Annotated in this window: 16 protein-coding genes; 4 read left to right on the forward strand and 12 right to left on the reverse strand. The window is 59.2% G+C overall.

What is annotated here, in order from left to right:
- Window positions 1-27: 27 nt before the first annotated feature.
- The 8 genes from AYR47_RS12970 to AYR47_RS13005 form a co-directional block, all read right to left on the reverse strand.
- Window positions 28-762, reverse strand: a complete 735-nt coding sequence (locus AYR47_RS12970) for an amino acid ABC transporter ATP-binding protein (protein WP_003188952.1) — start codon at window positions 760-762, stop codon at window positions 28-30.
- Window positions 759-1,430 (reverse strand): amino acid ABC transporter permease, encoded by a 672-nt coding sequence (locus AYR47_RS12975; RefSeq protein ID WP_010212763.1) that lies wholly within the window; start codon window positions 1,428-1,430, stop codon window positions 759-761. The genes AYR47_RS12970 and AYR47_RS12975 overlap by 4 nt, the downstream gene beginning before the upstream one ends.
- Window positions 1,430-2,176, reverse strand: a complete 747-nt coding sequence (locus AYR47_RS12980) for an amino acid ABC transporter permease (RefSeq protein ID WP_010212762.1) — start codon at window positions 2,174-2,176, stop codon at window positions 1,430-1,432. The genes AYR47_RS12975 and AYR47_RS12980 overlap by 1 nt, the downstream gene beginning before the upstream one ends.
- 194 nt (window positions 2,177-2,370) lie before the next feature.
- Window positions 2,371-3,297 (reverse strand): glutamate/aspartate ABC transporter substrate-binding protein, encoded by a 927-nt coding sequence (locus tag AYR47_RS12985; protein WP_010212760.1) that lies wholly within the window; start codon window positions 3,295-3,297, stop codon window positions 2,371-2,373.
- A 304-nt stretch (window positions 3,298-3,601) separates the two neighbouring features.
- Entirely contained in the window at window positions 3,602-5,140 is a 1,539-nt protein-coding gene (glpD, locus tag AYR47_RS12990; protein WP_061435473.1) for a glycerol-3-phosphate dehydrogenase, read from the reverse strand.
- 206 nt (window positions 5,141-5,346) lie between these two features.
- Window positions 5,347-6,102 carry a DeoR/GlpR family transcriptional regulator gene (locus tag AYR47_RS12995; protein ID WP_061435475.1) on the reverse strand — a complete coding sequence of 252 codons (756 nt, stop codon included), beginning with the start codon at window positions 6,100-6,102 and terminating at the stop codon, window positions 5,347-5,349.
- 83 nt (window positions 6,103-6,185) lie between these two features.
- Entirely contained in the window at window positions 6,186-7,691 is a 1,506-nt protein-coding gene (gene glpK, locus AYR47_RS13000) for a glycerol kinase GlpK (RefSeq protein ID WP_061435476.1), read from the reverse strand.
- A 74-nt stretch (window positions 7,692-7,765) separates the two neighbouring features.
- The gene (locus AYR47_RS13005; protein WP_033896408.1) at window positions 7,766-8,623 is read right to left on the reverse strand and encodes an MIP/aquaporin family protein; all 858 of its coding nucleotides are present in this window, start codon (window positions 8,621-8,623) and stop codon (window positions 7,766-7,768) included.
- Window positions 8,624-8,950: 327 nt separating this feature from the next.
- Between AYR47_RS13005 and ybaK the strand changes: the two genes are divergently transcribed.
- Window positions 8,951-9,421, forward strand: coding sequence for a Cys-tRNA(Pro) deacylase (gene ybaK / locus AYR47_RS13010; RefSeq protein ID WP_028619057.1), 471 nt, complete (start codon window positions 8,951-8,953; stop codon window positions 9,419-9,421).
- Between the two features lie 7 nt (window positions 9,422-9,428).
- Here the strand turns inward: ybaK and AYR47_RS13015 are convergent, their stop codons facing one another.
- Together AYR47_RS13015 and argF are read right to left on the reverse strand one after the other, a co-directional pair.
- Window positions 9,429-10,535 carry an ABC transporter ATP-binding protein gene (locus AYR47_RS13015; protein ID WP_061435478.1) on the reverse strand — a complete coding sequence of 369 codons (1,107 nt, stop codon included), beginning with the start codon at window positions 10,533-10,535 and terminating at the stop codon, window positions 9,429-9,431.
- Entirely contained in the window at window positions 10,532-11,452 is a 921-nt protein-coding gene (argF, locus tag AYR47_RS13020; protein ID WP_061435479.1) for an ornithine carbamoyltransferase, read from the reverse strand. Before argF ends, AYR47_RS13015 begins: the two co-directional genes overlap by 4 nt.
- A gap of 435 nt (window positions 11,453-11,887) precedes the next feature.
- Here argF and AYR47_RS13025 point away from each other — a divergent pair, with 435 nt between their 5' ends.
- Window positions 11,888-13,996, forward strand: coding sequence for a molybdopterin oxidoreductase family protein (locus AYR47_RS13025; RefSeq protein ID WP_061435481.1), 2,109 nt, complete (start codon window positions 11,888-11,890; stop codon window positions 13,994-13,996).
- A gap of 77 nt (window positions 13,997-14,073) precedes the next feature.
- Window positions 14,074-14,412, forward strand: a complete 339-nt coding sequence (grxD, locus tag AYR47_RS13030; protein ID WP_033896413.1) for a Grx4 family monothiol glutaredoxin — start codon at window positions 14,074-14,076, stop codon at window positions 14,410-14,412.
- A gap of 69 nt (window positions 14,413-14,481) precedes the next feature.
- Here grxD and bfr read toward each other — a convergent pair whose 3' ends face one another.
- Together bfr and AYR47_RS13040 are read right to left on the reverse strand one after the other, a co-directional pair.
- On the reverse strand, window positions 14,482-14,955 hold the full coding sequence (gene bfr, locus AYR47_RS13035) for a bacterioferritin (RefSeq protein WP_033896414.1): 474 nt from the start codon (window positions 14,953-14,955) through the stop codon (window positions 14,482-14,484).
- Window positions 14,956-15,155: 200 nt separating this feature from the next.
- Complete coding sequence (locus AYR47_RS13040; protein ID WP_010564137.1) at window positions 15,156-15,374, reverse strand: bacterioferritin-associated ferredoxin; 219 nt, start codon at window positions 15,372-15,374, stop codon at window positions 15,156-15,158.
- A gap of 244 nt (window positions 15,375-15,618) precedes the next feature.
- Here AYR47_RS13040 and AYR47_RS13045 point away from each other — a divergent pair, with 244 nt between their 5' ends.
- Entirely contained in the window at window positions 15,619-16,221 is a 603-nt protein-coding gene (locus AYR47_RS13045) for a peroxiredoxin (RefSeq protein ID WP_003172097.1), read from the forward strand.
- Window positions 16,222-16,273 lie beyond the last annotated feature (52 nt).

Raw genomic sequence — 16,273 nt, forward strand, 5'->3', positions numbered from 1 at the left:
GGGCCCTTCACCACATCTGGGCAGTGCTTAGTGCTGCAGGATTTTCTCAAGGAAGTGCTGCGCGCGTTCAGAGCGGGCGCTGATGTCGCCGAAGAACTCTTCTTTCGGGCAGTCTTCGATGATCTTGCCGGCGTCCATGAAGATCACGCGGTCGGCCACTTTGCGGGCGAAGCCCATTTCGTGGGTCACGCACATCATGGTCATGCCTTCGTGGGCCAGTTGCACCATCACGTCGAGCACTTCGTTGACCATTTCCGGGTCCAGCGCCGAGGTCGGTTCGTCGAACAGCATGACGATCGGGTCCATGGCCAGGGCGCGGGCAATCGCCACACGTTGTTGCTGACCGCCGGAGAGTTGGCCAGGGTGCTTGTGGGCATGTGCCGACAGGCCTACGCGGTCGAGCAGCTGCAGGCCTTTCTTGGTGGCTTCTTCCTTGCTGCGGCCGAGCACCTTGATCTGCGCGATGGTCAGGTTCTCAGTGATGGTCAGGTGCGGGAACAGCTCGAAGTGCTGGAACACCATGCCCACGCGCGAGCGCAGTTTCGGCAGGTTGGTCTTCGGGTCGGCAATCGAGGTGCCGTCCACTACAATGTCGCCCTTCTGGAACGGTTCCAGCGCGTTGACGCACTTGATCAGGGTGGATTTGCCCGAGCCGGACGGCCCGCACACCACGATCACTTCGCCTTTTTTAACCTCGGTGCTGCAATCGGTCAGCACCTGGAAGTCGCCATACCACTTGTTGATGTTCTTGATAGAGATCATACGGCAAACCTTTTTTGCAGACGCTTGACCAGCAGCGAGGCGGAAAAGCTGATGATGAAGTAGACGACACCGGCAAAGATCAGGAACTCGTTGGAGCGGCCGATGATGTCGCCGTTGGAGCGGGCGGAGTTGAGGAAGTCCACCAGGCCCACGGTGTAGACCAGCGAGGTGTCCTGGAACAGGATGATCGACTGTTGCAGCAGCAACGGGGTCATCTTGCGGAACGCCTGGGGCAGGATGATCAGGCGCATGGTCTGGCCATAGGTCATGCCCATCGCCTGTGCCGCCGCCATCTGGCCTTTGGGGATCGACTGCACGCCGGCCCGTACGATTTCACAGAAGTACGCGGCTTCGAACATCATGAAGGCCACGACGCACGAGGTGAACGCACCGATCGGCGTGTCTTCGCCGGTGATCCAGCGCAACACGAACGGCACCGCCAGGTAGAACCAGGTGATCACCAGCAGCAGCGGGATCGAGCGGAAGTAGTTCACATAAGCGCCGGCCACGCGCGACAGCAGTTTGCTGGACGACAGGCGCATCAGCGCCAGGACCGTCCCCAGCGCAATGCCGCCGACCACGCCCATGACCATCAACTGCAAGGTCATGACCATGCCGTTCCACAGGCCTGGGATAGCGGGGATGATGCCGCTGAAATCGAAGTCCATTATTTACCCCCCACGGAGATCAGGCCGGGCACTGCGACTTTCTTCTCGACCAGGCGCATGAGCAGCATCAGGCTCATGTTCAGGGTGAAGTAGATCAGCGTGGCCAGGGTGAAGGCTTCAAACAGGTTGGCCGAGAACTCGGCGGTCTGTTTGGTTTGCGCCAGCAGTTCCATCAGGCCGATCAAGGACGCCACGGAGGAGTTCTTGAAGACGTTGAGAAATTCCGAGGTGAGCGGCGGAATGATGATCCGGTAGGCCTGCGGCAGCAGCACGTTCCAGTAGATCTGCGGCAGCTTGAAGCCCATGGCGCGCGCAGCGGATTCCTGGCCACGTGGCAGCGCCTGGATGCCGGTACGCACTTGCTCACACACACGGGCGGCGGTGAACAGGCCCAGGCACACGACAACGCTCAGGTAGGCCGAGGTGGTCGGGTTGAGGTCTTGTTTGTACCAGTCCTGCAGGTTCTGCGGCAGCATGTCGGGTACCAGGAAGTACCAGATGAACAGCTGAACCAGCAGCGGCACGTTACGAAACAGTTCCACGTAGCAGGTCGCGATGCCCGATACGATGCGGTTTGGCACGGTGCGCATGACGCCCAGAATGGACCCCAGCAGCAAGGCGATAATCCATGCCACGACAGCGATGGCGATGGTCCAGCCCAAGCCGGCGATGTACCAGTCGAGATAAGTCTCGCTGCCCACGCCAGTGGACTTGAAGAACACGCCCCAGTCCCAGTTGTAATTCATTAGGGTCTCCCCTCGAGATCGATCGATGTACAAGCACCCGCTTGGGGAAGATCCTTTCCCGCCTGACGGTGAACGTCAGGCACACGCGATCGGCTCGAAAACCGCCAGGTCGAGTGTTCCACATTAAAGCCAGCAGGTAGTAACAGACGCCTGAGGGAGGGTTGGCTCCCTCAGGAGATAAGCTTAGTCAGGTATCAGATTTTTACGTCAGGCGCTGGCTTGTCGCTTGGGTTGGCGATCAGCTCCTTCACCTTGTCGCTCATCGGGAAGTTCAGGTTCAGGCCTTTTGGTGGGATCGGGCTCTCGAACCACTTGCTGTAGATCTTGTTGATTTCGCCGGATTTGTACAGGGCAACGATGGCGTCATCCACCGCTTTCTTGAAGGCTGGGTCGTCTTTACGCACCATGCACGCGTAGGCTTCGAAAGATTGCGGAGTACCGGTGATGACCCAGTCGTCCGGCTTCTTGGCCTTGGCTTCTTCACCGGCCAGCAGGGCGTCGTCCATCATGAACGCTACGGCACGGCCGCTTTCCAGCATCTGGAAGGATTCGCCGTGGTCTTTGGCGGAGATGACGTTCATGCCCATTTGCTTGTCGGCGTTCATCGCTTTGATGATGCGCTCGGACGTGGTGCCCGCAGTGGTCACGACGTTCTTGCCTTTCAGGTCAGCGAAGTCAGCGTAGGACGGCTTGCCATCCTTATCTTTCTTGACCAGCAGACGGGTGCCGATTTCGAAGATGTTGACGGTGAAATCAACTTGCTGGGCGCGTTCGGCGTTGTTGGTGGTGGAGCCGCACTCGAGGTCCGCGGTGCCGTTCTGGATCAGCGGAATACGGGTTTGCGAAGTGACCAGGTTGTACTTGGCCTTCAGGTCGGGTTTGTTCAGGTCTTTTTTCAGTTGCTCGACGACGGCCAACTGAATGTCGTGGGAGTAGCCCACAGGTTTGCCCGAACCATCCGCGATGTAGGAAAACGGAATGGAGCTGTCGCGGTGAGCGAGAGTGATGGTGCCGGAGTCGTTGATCTTCTTCAGCGTGCCGGTGAGTTCGGCGGCGAAAACTGGAGTGCTGATCAGAGCAGCAGCGATAGCTGCGCCCAGAATATGGGGAACGATGCGCATCAATACTTCCTCGACATTTGTTTTTTTTATGAAGCCGGCTAAACGGCTCTCTTGTACAGCGAATGCCCGTGACGGCTCCTGAGGCGTCCCAGGCAATCGTCCAAGAGTGTAGAGCATGAGTCGTGCCAGGCTCGATATAAAAGGTTAACTCCATGATTTATAGGGTAATTAACTTTATATGACGGCGTTTTTTCGGGGCTTGGGTCCGGCAAACCGAATAGATGGCAGTGTGGCGTTCGGAAAACCGAATGCAAAAAAAAGCCCCTGAGCCTTTCGGCGCAGGGGCTTTTGTAATACCGGTCTGTCAGGCCGCTTCAATCTTGCTGCGGTTCTGCTCAACGGTGGACAGGTAGCGCTGCACGTTGGCCTGTTCTTCCGGGGTGGTGAACAGACCCAGCTTGGTGCGACGCCACAGCACGTCCTGAGGTTGGGTCGCCCATTCTTCGGCGCACAGGTAATCCACCTCGCGGGTGTACAGGCCACCGCCCAAGTGCTCACCCAGGTCCGCCAGCGACTGCACGCCTTCCAGCAGGCGCCAGGTACGGCTGCCGTAGGTGGTGGACCAGCGGCGCGCGATCTCGCTCGGCACCCAGTCGAATTTGTTGCGGATGGCCTCGGCCAGGGCTTGCGGCGTGGTCATGTCTTCGCCGCCCGGAAGGCTGGCCTTGGCGGTCCAGCTTGGGCGCATCTGAGTGAAATACGGCGCCAGTTGTGCCATCGCCGATTCAGCGAGCTTGCGATACGTGGTCAGCTTGCCGCCAAACACCGACAGGATCGGCGCTTCGCCCTTGCCACCGGACAACGCCAGGGTGTAGTCGCGGGTGATGGCCGACGGGTTGTCCGATTCATCATTGCACAGTGGGCGCACGCCGGAGTAGGTGTGGACGATGTCGTCGCGGCTCAACTGCTTTTTGAAATGCGCATTGACCACTTTGAGCATGTAGTCCGTTTCACCTTCGGTGATCGCAACGGCAGCCGGGTCACCGGTGTATTCGCGGTCGGTGGTGCCGATGATGGTCAGGTGGTTCAGGTACGGAATGGTGAAGACAATGCGCTGGTCTTCGTTCTGCAGGATATGCGCGTGGGCGCCTTCGTACAGTTTCGGCACGATCAGGTGGCTGCCCTGGATCAGGCGGATGCCGTAAGGCGAATCCAGCTTCAGGTCGTCCCTGATGAACTTGGCGACCCATGGGCCCGCAGCGTTTACCAGGGCACGAGCACGGATCGAGAACAGGCTGCCATCGGCACGTTCCATGTTCATTTCCCACATGCCGTTGCTGCGGTGGGCGCTGATGCAACGGGTCTGGGTGTGGATGTGCGCGCCTTTTTCACGGGCGGCCATGGCGTTCAGCACGACGAGGCGGGCGTCATCCACCCAGCAGTCGGAGTATTCGAAGCCTTTGGTGATTTCGCTTTTCAGCGGGCTGTCGGCGCCGAACTTGAGGCTTTTCGAACCGGCGAGTTTTTCGCGCTTGCCGAGGTTGTCATACAGGAACAGACCGGCACGGATCATCCACGCTGGGCGCAGGTGCGGGCGATGCGGCAATACGAAGCGCATTTGCTTGACGATATGCGGGGCCTTGGCCAGCAGTACTTCACGCTCGGCCAGGGCCTCGCGCACCAGGCGGAATTCGTAATGTTCGAGGTAGCGCAGGCCGCCGTGGATCAGCTTGCTGCTGGCGGACGAGGTGTGGCTGGCCAGGTCGTCCTTTTCGCAAAGGAATACCGACAACCCGCGACCGGCTGCGTCTGCTGCAATGCCGACGCCATTGATCCCGCCACCGATAACGGCAACGTCATAGACTTCGGCAAGCGGTGGAGCAGGCAAGGTGGAAGGGTTCATCGGCTGGCCTCGCGATTTTTTCGTCTTGGAATTCGAACATTAATGTTCATTTGCGAAAATGGTAGCTGATAAACGCGCGCACAGCCAGCCGACTTCGATTGAAAAAACTCATCGAAGGGCTGGGAAAGGAAGATTTGTGAACATTATGTTCGGTTTAAAGGCGCGTTTGTGGCAAGCCCGCTCGCCACAGTGAAGAGTGGAGAGCCTCAGACGACTTCCAGCCGCACCTTATGGTCACTCAACAACTGCACCAACGCCGGCACCGGCTGCTGATCCGTGACCAAACAATCCACCAAGCTGATCGGCCCCAGGCGAATCATGGCATTGCGCCCGAATTTGCTGGAGTCCGCTGCCAGGATCACTTGGCGTGCATTGGCGATGATCGCCTGGGAAACCCGAACTTCCTGGTAATCGAAGTCCAGCAGACTGCCGTCTTCATCGATACCGCTGATGCCCACAAGGGCAAAGTCGACCTTGAACTGGTTGATGAAGTCCACACTCGCCTGACCCACCACACCGCCGTCACGCCGCACGTTACCGCCGGTCAACAACACGTCGAAGTCGTCCTTGGCACTGAGCATGGTGGCGACGTTGAGGTTGTTGGTGATGATTTTCAGGTGATTGTGGTTGAGCAGCGCACGGGCGATGGATTCGGTGGTGGTGCCGATATTGATGAACAGCGAGGCGTGATCGGGGATCTGCGCAGCGATGGCTTCGCCGATACGCTGTTTCTCGTCGCGCATCTGGTCGGCGCGCATGGCGTAGGCGGTGTTTTCGACACTGGAGTCATAGGCCGCGCCGCCGTGGTAGCGGCGCAGCAGATTGGCGTCCGCCAGCTGGTTGATATCGCGGCGGATGGTTTGCGGGGTGACAACGAACAGCTGCGCCATTTCCTCGATGCTGACGTAGCCGCGTTCGCGGACCAGCTCGAGGATTTGTTGTTGGCGGGGAGGCAGATTCATGGGGCGTCCTTTGGGCTGCCATACAAAAGTGGCCCATGATGACGCAGGAATCCGCTCCCTGCCAGTTACAACCGGACGTTGGCTTATTCAGCGCCTTCGTGAGGCTCCCAGTCGCGGGTGCGGCTGACCGCTTTTTGCCAGCCGGCGTAGAGCTTCTCTTTAGCCGCTTCGTCCAACTGCGGTTCGAATTCGCGCTCGATCACTGCCTTGCCGCGCAACTCTTCCAGGCTGCCCCAGAAGCCGCACGCCAGGCCGGCCAGGTAGGCGGCGCCCAATGCGGTGGTTTCGCGCATTTGCGGGCGCTCGACCTGGGTGCCGAGGATGTCGGCCTGGAACTGCATCAGGAAGTTGTTGGCCACCGCGCCGCCGTCCACGCGCAGGGCCTTGAGCCGTTCGCCCGAGTCCTGTTGCATGGCGTCGAGTACGTCGCGGGTCTGGTAGGCAATCGACTCCAGGGCCGCACGAATAATGTGGTCCACGCGTACGCCACGGGTCAGGCCGAACAGTGCGCCACGGGCGTACGGGTCCCAGTACGGGGCGCCCAGGCCGGTGAAGGCCGGCACCAGGTACACGCCGTTGCTGTCCTTGACCTTGCCAGCGAAGTATTCGGTGTCGTGGGCGTCGTTGATGATTTTCAGCTCATCACGCAGCCATTGCACGGTGGAACCGCCGTTGAACACCGCACCTTCCAGGGCGTAGGCCACTTCGCCACGCGGGCCGCAAGCGATGGTGGTGAGCATGCCGTGCTTGGATTTCACGGCTTTGTCGCCGGTGTTCATCAACAGGAAGCAGCCGGTTCCGTAGGTGTTCTTGGCTTGGCCGGCTTCGACGCACATCTGGCCGAACAGGGCGGCTTGCTGGTCGCCGGCGATACCGCCGATGGCAATGCCGCTCTTGGTGCGGCCGTAGATTTCGGACGACGACTTAACTTCCGGCAGCATCTCGCGCGGAATGTCGAGGATCTCCAGCATCTTCGCATCCCATTCCAGGGTGTGGATGTTGAAGAGCATGGTGCGCGAGGCGTTGGTGTAGTCGGTGACGTGGGTCTTGCCGCCGGTAAATTTCCAGATCAGCCAGCTGTCGACGGTGCCGAACAGCAGTTCGCCATTGCTCGCACGCTCGCGGCTGCCTTCGACGTTGTCGAGGATCCACTTGAGCTTGGTGCCGGAGAAGTAAGGGTCGGTGACCAGGCCGGTGGTGTCGCTGATGTACTGCTCGTGGCCGTCGCGCTTGAGTTGCTGGCAGATCTCGGTGCTGCGGCGGCACTGCCAGACGATGGCGTTGTAGATCGGGCGGCCAGTGACCTTGTCCCACACTACGGTGGTTTCACGCTGGTTGGTGATACCGATGGCGGCGACCTGATCATGGTGCAGGCCGGCCTGGGCCAGGGCCTCGACCATCACCGCGCTCTGGGTGGCGAAGATTTCCATCGGGTCATGCTCGACCCAGCCAGCCTGTGGGTAATGCTGTGCGAATTCACGCTGGGCGGTGCAGACCACGTTGGCGTCACGATCGAAGATGATCGCCCGGGAACTGGTGGTGCCTTGGTCAAGGGCAATGATGTAGTTCTTATTCTGAATATCGGTCATGTCGAATGCCTTGGAAAATAAGAAAATCGGTAATCAGCCTGGGCTACAAAGGGCAGGTGCCCAGGCTGGCGCTATCAGGAAATACGGGTCTTGCCGTTGACAGCCGTGTCAGGTGTTGCTTCATCTATAGCAGGTGCGGCGGTCGGCAGATGGCGGGCAATCAGCCCGCGATAGGCCGCAGCACCGAGGCATGCGCCGACGATCGGCGCGAAAATCGGTACCAGGAAGTAAGGGATATCACGGCCACCAGTGAAAGCCATTTCACCCCAGCCCGCGAAAAAGGTCATCAGCTTGGGCCCGAAATCCCGCGCCGGGTTCATCGCAAAGCCGGTCAACGGGCCCATGGCGCTGCCAATCACCGCGATCAGCAGGCCGATCAGCAGCGGGGCCAACGGGCCGCGTGGCAGGCCGTTGTTGTCATCGGTGAGGGCCATGATCACGCCCATCAGGATCGCGGTGATGACCATTTCCACCAGGAACGCCTGGGCGGTGCTCAGCAGCGCATGGGGGTAGGTGGAGAACACCGACGCCAATTCCAGGCTGGCCTGGGAACCGCGCACCATGTGATGGGTTTGTTCGTAATCGAAAAACAGGTTGCTGTAGAGCGTGTACACCAAGGCCGCCGAGCAAAAGGCACCGGCGATCTGGGCGAGGATATAGAAGGGCAGTTTGCGCTTTTCGAAGTCAGCGAAAATACACAGGGCAATACTGACGGCGGGGTTGAGGTGGGCCCCGGAAATCCCGGCGCTCAGGTAGATCGCCATGCTGACGCCGACCCCCCAGATGATACTGATCTCCCACAAGCCAAAGCTGGCTCCCGCGACCTTGAGCGCAGCGACGCATCCTGTACCGAAGAAGATCAGAAGCGCAGTCCCCAGGAATTCGGCCATGCATTGGCTCGAAAGTGAAGGCTGTTGAAGAGCAGTTGTCATGGAAAACCTCAGTTGTTGTTCTTGTCTGGCGCACAACCTCAACGGATTGTTGCGCGATTTTCACCGTGGCAAGGATCCCCATCCCGGTCACGGCTTACTGCTTGAATGCTGTAGGTCTATTCCTACAGTATTCGGAAACGAAAAAATATAGACAAGAATGACGGCTGTCAAAGGTCGAAAGTGAACCGTCAGTCACTTTCAAACTATTGGTCTGGTGAATGATCACGCTTGTCACATTGTGTGTGCACCTTAAGAGTGGGCGGACTAGAGCGTTTTGTGTGGGCTTGGCCTAGAATTGGCCATCTGTTTGCCACGCCCGGAGACGTCATGACCCCCGCATTGGACCTGTTGAAAAAAGTTCGCGCCGAACATCGTATCCACAGTTATGAACACGACCCCAAGGCGGCGTCCTATGGGCTGGAGGCCGCGGAAAAATTGGGCCTCGACCCGGCGCAGGTGTTCAAGACCTTGTTGGCGAGCAGCGAGAAGGGCGAATTGTTGGTGGCGGTGGTGCCGGTCGTCGGAAGTCTGGACCTGAAGGCTCTGGCTCACGCGGCAGGCGTCAAGAAAGTCGAAATGGCCGACCCGGCGGCGGCGCAGCGTTCAACCGGTTACCTGCTGGGGGGCATCAGCCCGTTGGGGCAAAAGAAACGCCTGCGCACGTTTATCGATGCAACAGCACAACCGTTTGCGACGATTTTTGTGAGTGCGGGGAGAAGGGGCTTGGAGGTTGAACTGCCGGCAGCGGTGCTGGCTGAACATACCCAGGCCAAATTCGCAGAAATTGGCCGGGCATGACAGCGCGTTAGACCGGGCTGTAGCGCCGCACGCCGGATTCGGCTTGAGGGATCTGCGCGGCGGTGCTGCCTGAGGCCTGAAACAACACCAGGTGTTCGGCCGCCACACGGATCCCCACATCCGCGCCGACCAGATGGTCGGCATGGCTCGGGAAAATCGACTCCAATTGCGCGCCGGTCGGCAGTTGCAGGCGATACAAGGTCGACGCGCCGAGGAAGGTCTTGCCGACGATCCGCGCTTTCAACGCGCTGTCCGGTGCGTAGACGATGTCATCCGGGCGCAGCAGCACATCCACCGCGCCGCCGGTCGGCCAGGTGTAGGCGCGGTTGCCGCGCAACTCACCCAGTTCGGTGCTGACCGACTCCGGCGAACTCAATTGGCCACGGATGAAGTAACCCTGACCGATAAAGCTGGCGACATAGGGCGTCTGCGGTTCGTGATAGAGGTTGTAGGGCGTGTCCCACTGCTCCAGACGACCCTCCTTGAAAACCCCGACTTGGTCGCTGACGGCAAAGGCTTCTTCCTGGTCATGGGTCACCAGAATCGCGCTGGTGCCGCGTGCCTTGAGGATGTCGCGCACCTCGTGGCTGAGCTTGCGGCGCAACTCGCCGTCCAGGTTGGAGAAGGGTTCATCCAGCAGCAACAGGGCCGGCTCCGGCGCCAAAGCGCGGGCGAGGGCGACGCGTTGTTGCTGGCCGCCGGAAAGTTCGTGGGGAAAGCGTTTGCCGAGGTTCTTCAGGTTGACCAGCTCCAGCAGCTCAGCCACCACACGATCTTTTTGCGGATGCTTGCGAATGCCGAAGGCAATGTTGTCGGCCACGCTGAGGTGCGGAAACAGTGCGTAGTCCTGGAACACCATGCCGATACGACGTTTCTCCGGAGCCAGTGTGAAACCGGCACTGGAGATCACTTCGCCCGCCAGGCTGATCTCGCCATCGTGCACCGGTTCAAACCCGGCAATCGCACGTAACGTGGTGGTCTTGCCACAACCCGAAGAGCCCAGCAGGCAACCGATGTCGCCGGCATTGAGGTGCAGGTTGAGGTTCTGTACCACCCGTTGATCTTGATAGCCGCATGCCAGATTGCGCAGGTTCAGCAGTAATGGCTGGCTCATGCGTGGTGGTACGACGGCGGGACGAGGAATTCGAGCAGGGCTTTTTGCGCATGCAGGCGGTTTTCAGCCTGGTCCCAGGCGACCGAGCGTGGGTCGTCGAGCAGGTCGGTGCTGATCTCTTCGCCACGGTGGGCCGGCAGGCAATGCATGAACAGCACGTCGGGCGCGGCCAGGTCGAGCAGAGCACGGGTCACCTGGTACGGGGCGAACAGGGCCAGGCGTTTGGCGGTTTCCTCTTCCTGGCCCATGGAGGTCCAGACGTCGGTGCTCACCAGGTGTGCGCCGATCATCGCGTCACGCGGGTCGCGCAGCAGGGTCACGCGGTCGCCGGCCTGGGCCAGGAAGCGCGCGTCAGGCTCGTAGCCTTCCGGGCAGGCAACGCGCAGTTGGAAGTCGAACTGGATCGCCGCTTCTATATAGCTGTTGCACATGTTGTTGCCGTCGCCGATCCAAGCCACGGTCTTGCCCTGGATCGAGCCGCGGTGTTCAAGGAAGGTTTGCATGTCGGCCAGCAACTGGCACGGGTGCAGGTCGTCGGTCAGGCCGTTGATCACCGGTACGCGGGAGTGGGCGGCAAATTCGGTCACGGTGCTGTGGGCAAAAGTACGGATCATCACGGCGTCGAGCATGCTCGACATCACCTTCGCGCTGTCGGCGATCGGCTCGCCACGGCCCAGTTGGGTGTCGCGCGAGGACAAGAAGATGGCTTGGCCACCCAGTTGGATCATGCCGGCTTCGAATGACACGCGGGTGCGGGTCGAAGACTTCTCGAAGATCATGCCGAGTACGCGGTTTTTCAAAGGCTCGAACAGTACGCCGCGGTTACGCAGGTCTTTAAGCTCAATGCCTCGACGGATCACGCTGACCAGCTCTTCGGGCGTGCAATCCATCAGGGAGAGAAAGTGCCTTGCGCTCATCATTAACTACCTTTTTGCAACAGACCGCAGATACTCAAAGCCTTGTTTATTGTGACAACGGGCGAGACCTGCGGCGAAAGCCGCACGGGGCGACGAAATAGGGGAAGGCGCGATCTTATAATTAAATGTCGCGTCTTACCAATAGGGCTACGGTTTTTAAGGGTGTTCAAGAAGGGCGCCAAGGCGCTTTTGAAGACAATTTCCAGACAGCAGCGAGCCATTTGTACACTGGCGCTGAGACCTTTTGCAACGTGCGGAGGCGGGCGCAGGCCAGGCTGCGTCGGTTTCAGAGGCGGTATGCCGGGTTTTGAAACATTTGCTCACGCTTGGCCATGGCCAGGCCTGATGCAGGTCGATTCACGGGACGAACGTTGGTGGCGCCTTTCTCGGTCGCGGCCCATAGTGAGATCAAAGCCCCTATAAAAGAGACTGGCCATGACCAAGACTCTCCACCACCGTGCCTGCCATCTGTGTGAAGCCATTTGTGGCCTGACCCTGGAAACCACCCATGCGGACGACGGCAGCCTGGCGATCACCTCGATCAAGGGCGATGCGCTGGATACGTTCAGCCGTGGGCATATCTGCCCCAAGGCCGTCGCGTTGCAGGATATCCAGAACGATCCCGACCGCTTGCACCAACCCATGTTGCGGGTCGGCAGCGAATGGCAGCCGATTGGTTGGGAAGACGCCTTTGCGCTTGTCGCCGAGCGCCTGTCAGGCATTCAGGCGCGGCACGGGCAGAATGCGGTGGCGGTGTACCAGGGCAACCCCAGCGTGCACAACTATGGGCTGATGACCCACAGCAACTACTTCCTCGGCCAGTTGAAGACGCGCAATCGGTTTTCCGCGACTTCGGTAGACCAGTTGCCCCATCACCTCACCAGCTATCTCATGTATGGCCATGGCCTGTTGTTGCCGATCCCGGACATCGATCACACCGATTTCATGCTGATCCTGGGAGGCAACCCGCTCGCATCCAACGGCAGCATCATGACCGTGCCCGACGTGGAGAAACGCCTCAAGGCGATCCAGGCGCGGGGCGGTAAAGTGGTGGTGGTCGACCCACGGCGCAGTGAAACGGCAGCAATGGCTGACCAGCATCTGTTCGTGCGCCCCGGTGGGGATGCGGCGTTGTTATTCGGGCTGCTCAACACCTTGTTCAGCGAGAACCTGACGCGTGACAGCCATCTACCGATTGAAGGCCTTGAGGAGGTGCGTCGTGCGATCGCCGGGTTTACCGCCGAGGCCATGAGCCGCCAATGTGCGGTGCCTGCCGAGCAGATCCGCCAGTTGGCACGGGACTTTGCTGCAGCCGACAAGGCCGTTTGCTACGGGCGCATGGGTGTGTCGACGCAGGCGTTTGGCACGCTCTGTCATTGGCTGGTGCAGTTGATCAACCTGGTGACCGGCAACCTGGACCGCGTTGGTGGCGCGCTATGTACCACGCCGGCGGTGGACCTGGTGGCGTCGACTGGTGGCGGGCATTTCAATCGCTGGCAGAGTCGGGTGTCCGGGCGTCCGGAGTACGGTGGGGAGTTGCCTGTGTCGGCGTTGGCTGAGGAAATGCTGACCGAGGGCGAAGGACAAATCCGTGCATTGGTGACGGTGGCGGGCAATCCGGTGTTGTCGACGCCCAACGGCCGGCAGTTGGAACAGGCCCTCGATGGGCTGGAGTTCATGGTCAGTATCGACCTCTATATCAACGAAACCACGCGCTATGCCGACCTGATCCTGCCGTCTACGTCGGCGCTGGAAAACGATCATTACGACACCACCTTCAATATGTTCGCGGTGCGTAATGTCACCCGCTTCAATCGGGCGATCTTGCCCAAGCCGGAAGGCGCGTTGCATGACTGGGAGATTTTCGTCGGTCTGGCCAAAGCCTTCGCAGCCCAGAACGGTGTCGCGCTCAAGCCGACGTTGCCTCCGGCGCACATGATTGATTTCGGTCTGCGTGCGGGTGTCTACGGTGATGCATCCAGCCACAAGTTGTCCGTGGCCATGCTGGCGGATCATCCCCACGGCGTCGACCTTGGGCCGCTGCAACCCAACCTTTCAGCGCGTTTGAAAACCGCTGATGGCAAGGTGCAGGCAGCGCCGCCGGTGATCCTCGTCGACCTGGCGCGCTTTGCCGCGCAACCGGTGCCTTTGGCCGACGAACTGCTGTTGATCGGCCGCCGCCATGTGCGCAGTAATAATTCCTGGATGCATAACTATCACCGGCTGGTGAAGGGTAAGCCGCGCCATCAATTGCTGATGCATCCGGATGATCTGGCCAGTCGGCAATTGAGCGATGGCCAGCGGGTCAGGGTCAGTTCGCGCATCGGCATGATCGAAGTGGAAGTCGTGGCCAGCCTGGACATGATGCCCGGTGTGGTCAGCCTGCCCCACGGTTGGGGCCACGGGCGTCCTGGGGTACAGATGACGATAGCCAGTGGGCAGCCAGGGGCGAGCGCCAACGATTTGACCGACGAACGGCAACTGGATGAGCTGTCGGGCAATGCGGCATTGAACGGCGTTCCCGTGCAGGTAGCAGCCGCCTGAGCACTGCGCTGGAATTTTGCGTTACAATGCGCCACCGTGCCGACCTGTGAGTCGCAAAGTTCCAGCCGAGGTGTTCCATGGATATCATCGAAACGATCAAAGAGCAGATTGCCAATAACACCATTCTGCTTTACATGAAGGGCGCGCCAAACGCTCCTCAGTGCGGTTTCTCCGCGAAGGCGTCCCAGGCCATCATGGCGTGCGGCGAGAAATTCGCTTACGTGGATATCCTGCAAAACCCTGAAATCCGCGCCAACCTGCCGAAATACGCCAACTGGCCGACTTTCCCACAGCTGTGGGTGGCCGGTGAGCTGGTCGGCGGTAGCGACATCATCGTTGAGATGGCGGCTGATGGTTCGCTGCAAACGCTGGTCAAAGAAGCAGCAGCCAACGCGGCGGCCAAGACCGACGCTTGATGCGCTTGCAATAAAAAGCCCCGCTTCTCGTGAGAGAGCGGGGCTTTTTTGTACCTGCTTGCTGGGGGCTTATTCTTCGCCCATCTGCGATTGCAGGTAGTTTTCCAGGCTGACTTTGTCGATCAGGCCCAGTTGGGTTTCAAGCCAGTCGATGTGTTCTTCCTGGTCTTCGAGGATGTCTTCCAGCAGTTCGCGGCTACCGAAGTCGCCCTTGGTTTCGCAATGAGCGATGGCGGCCTTGAGGTCGCTGTGGCTCTTGTGTTCGAACTTCAGGTCGCTGCTGATCATTTCCTGGGTGTGCTCGCCGATGTTCAGCTTGCCCAGGTCCTGCACGTTCGGCAGGCCTTCCAGGAACAGGATGCGCTTGATCAGCTTGTCCGCATCTTTCATGGCCTTGATGGATTCTTTGTATTCACGCTTGCCCAGCTTTTCCAGGCCCCAATCGTCATACATGCGCGCATGCAGAAAGTACTGATTGATCGCGACCAGTTCATTGGCAAGGATTTTATTGAGTTGCTGGATGACTGAGATGTCGCCTTTCATGACTGGGGTCCTGCCCTGTAATAGCTGTGTATAAGGCGGAGTTTGAGCGGCGAAATCCCTAGTGTCAAACCTAAGTTATTGAATAATAAATGAAAATTAATCGGAATAAGAATGTTTGTGTTCCGCGTCTTAGCGCTAACTTATTGAATTGCGGGCATAAAAAAACCGGACACTAAGTCCGGTTCTTTAAAACACGCCAATCAGGCGTGTGTAAATTCTGCTGAATAGGGGAGCGCGGCCTGGGCTGTCTGCAGCTGCGTCAGGGTTTCCCGAACCACTTGCTTGGCGAGGCAAGCACATTTACCGCACTGGCTGGCAACGCCGGTGGTTTCACGCACTTCCTTGTAGCTGCAGCAACCTTCATAGATTGCTTCGCGGATTTGTCCGTCGGTGACGCCAGTACAGAGGCACACATACATAAGGGAGAACCGTCGCGGGTTTAAGGCTTAAGTGCGATGGATCTTAATGTTAACGAGAATGATTGTCAAAGTAGATTCGTAGGGTATTTGCTGGCACCGCGCCCGCACTGACGAACGGTTTTTTCAGTGTATGATGGTCGGTCTTCACGAAGCGTGACCGCGTCACAGGGCTGTCGCTTGAATGCGGCAGACTCGGGGCCGGTCCTTTTACTTCAATCGTCACCCCTACATCAGGAGATACCCAATGAGCGTACTCGTCGGCAAACAAGCCCCGGATTTCGACGTCCCAGCCGTCCTCGGCAATGGCGAAATCGTAGACAGCTTCAAACTGTCTGAAGCCATCAAAGGCAAATACGGCCTGGTGTTCTTCTACCCGCTGGACTTCACTTTCGTCTGCCCTTCGGAGCTGATCGCTCTGGACCACCGCATGGACGATTTCAAGGCGCGCAACGTTGAAGTGGTAGCCGTTTCCATCGACTCCCATTTCACCCACAACGCCTGGCGCAACACTGCCATCAATGATGGCGGCATCGGCAAAGTCAAATACACCATGGCTGCCGACATGAAGCACGACATCGCCAAGGCCTACGACGTTGAGTCCGAAGGCGGCGTGGCGTTCCGCGGCGCGTTCCTGATCGACGACAAGGGCGTTGTCCGCTCCCAGATCATCAACGACCTGCCATTGGGTCGTAACATGGAAGAGCTGATCCGCCTGGTCGACGCCCTGCAATTCCACGAAGAGCACGGCGAAGTCTGCCCTGCCAACTGGAAAAAAGGCGACAAAGGCATGAACGCTTCGCCAGAAGGCGTTGCGGCTTACCTGACCGAGAACGCTGGCAAGCTGTAAGCCAGGTTTGAGGTACAAAAAAACCGGCCTGATAAGGCCGGTTTTTTTATGG

This window comes from Pseudomonas azotoformans, from assembly GCF_001579805.1.
GTDB classification, from domain to species: domain Bacteria; phylum Pseudomonadota; class Gammaproteobacteria; order Pseudomonadales; family Pseudomonadaceae; genus Aquipseudomonas; species Aquipseudomonas azotoformans_A.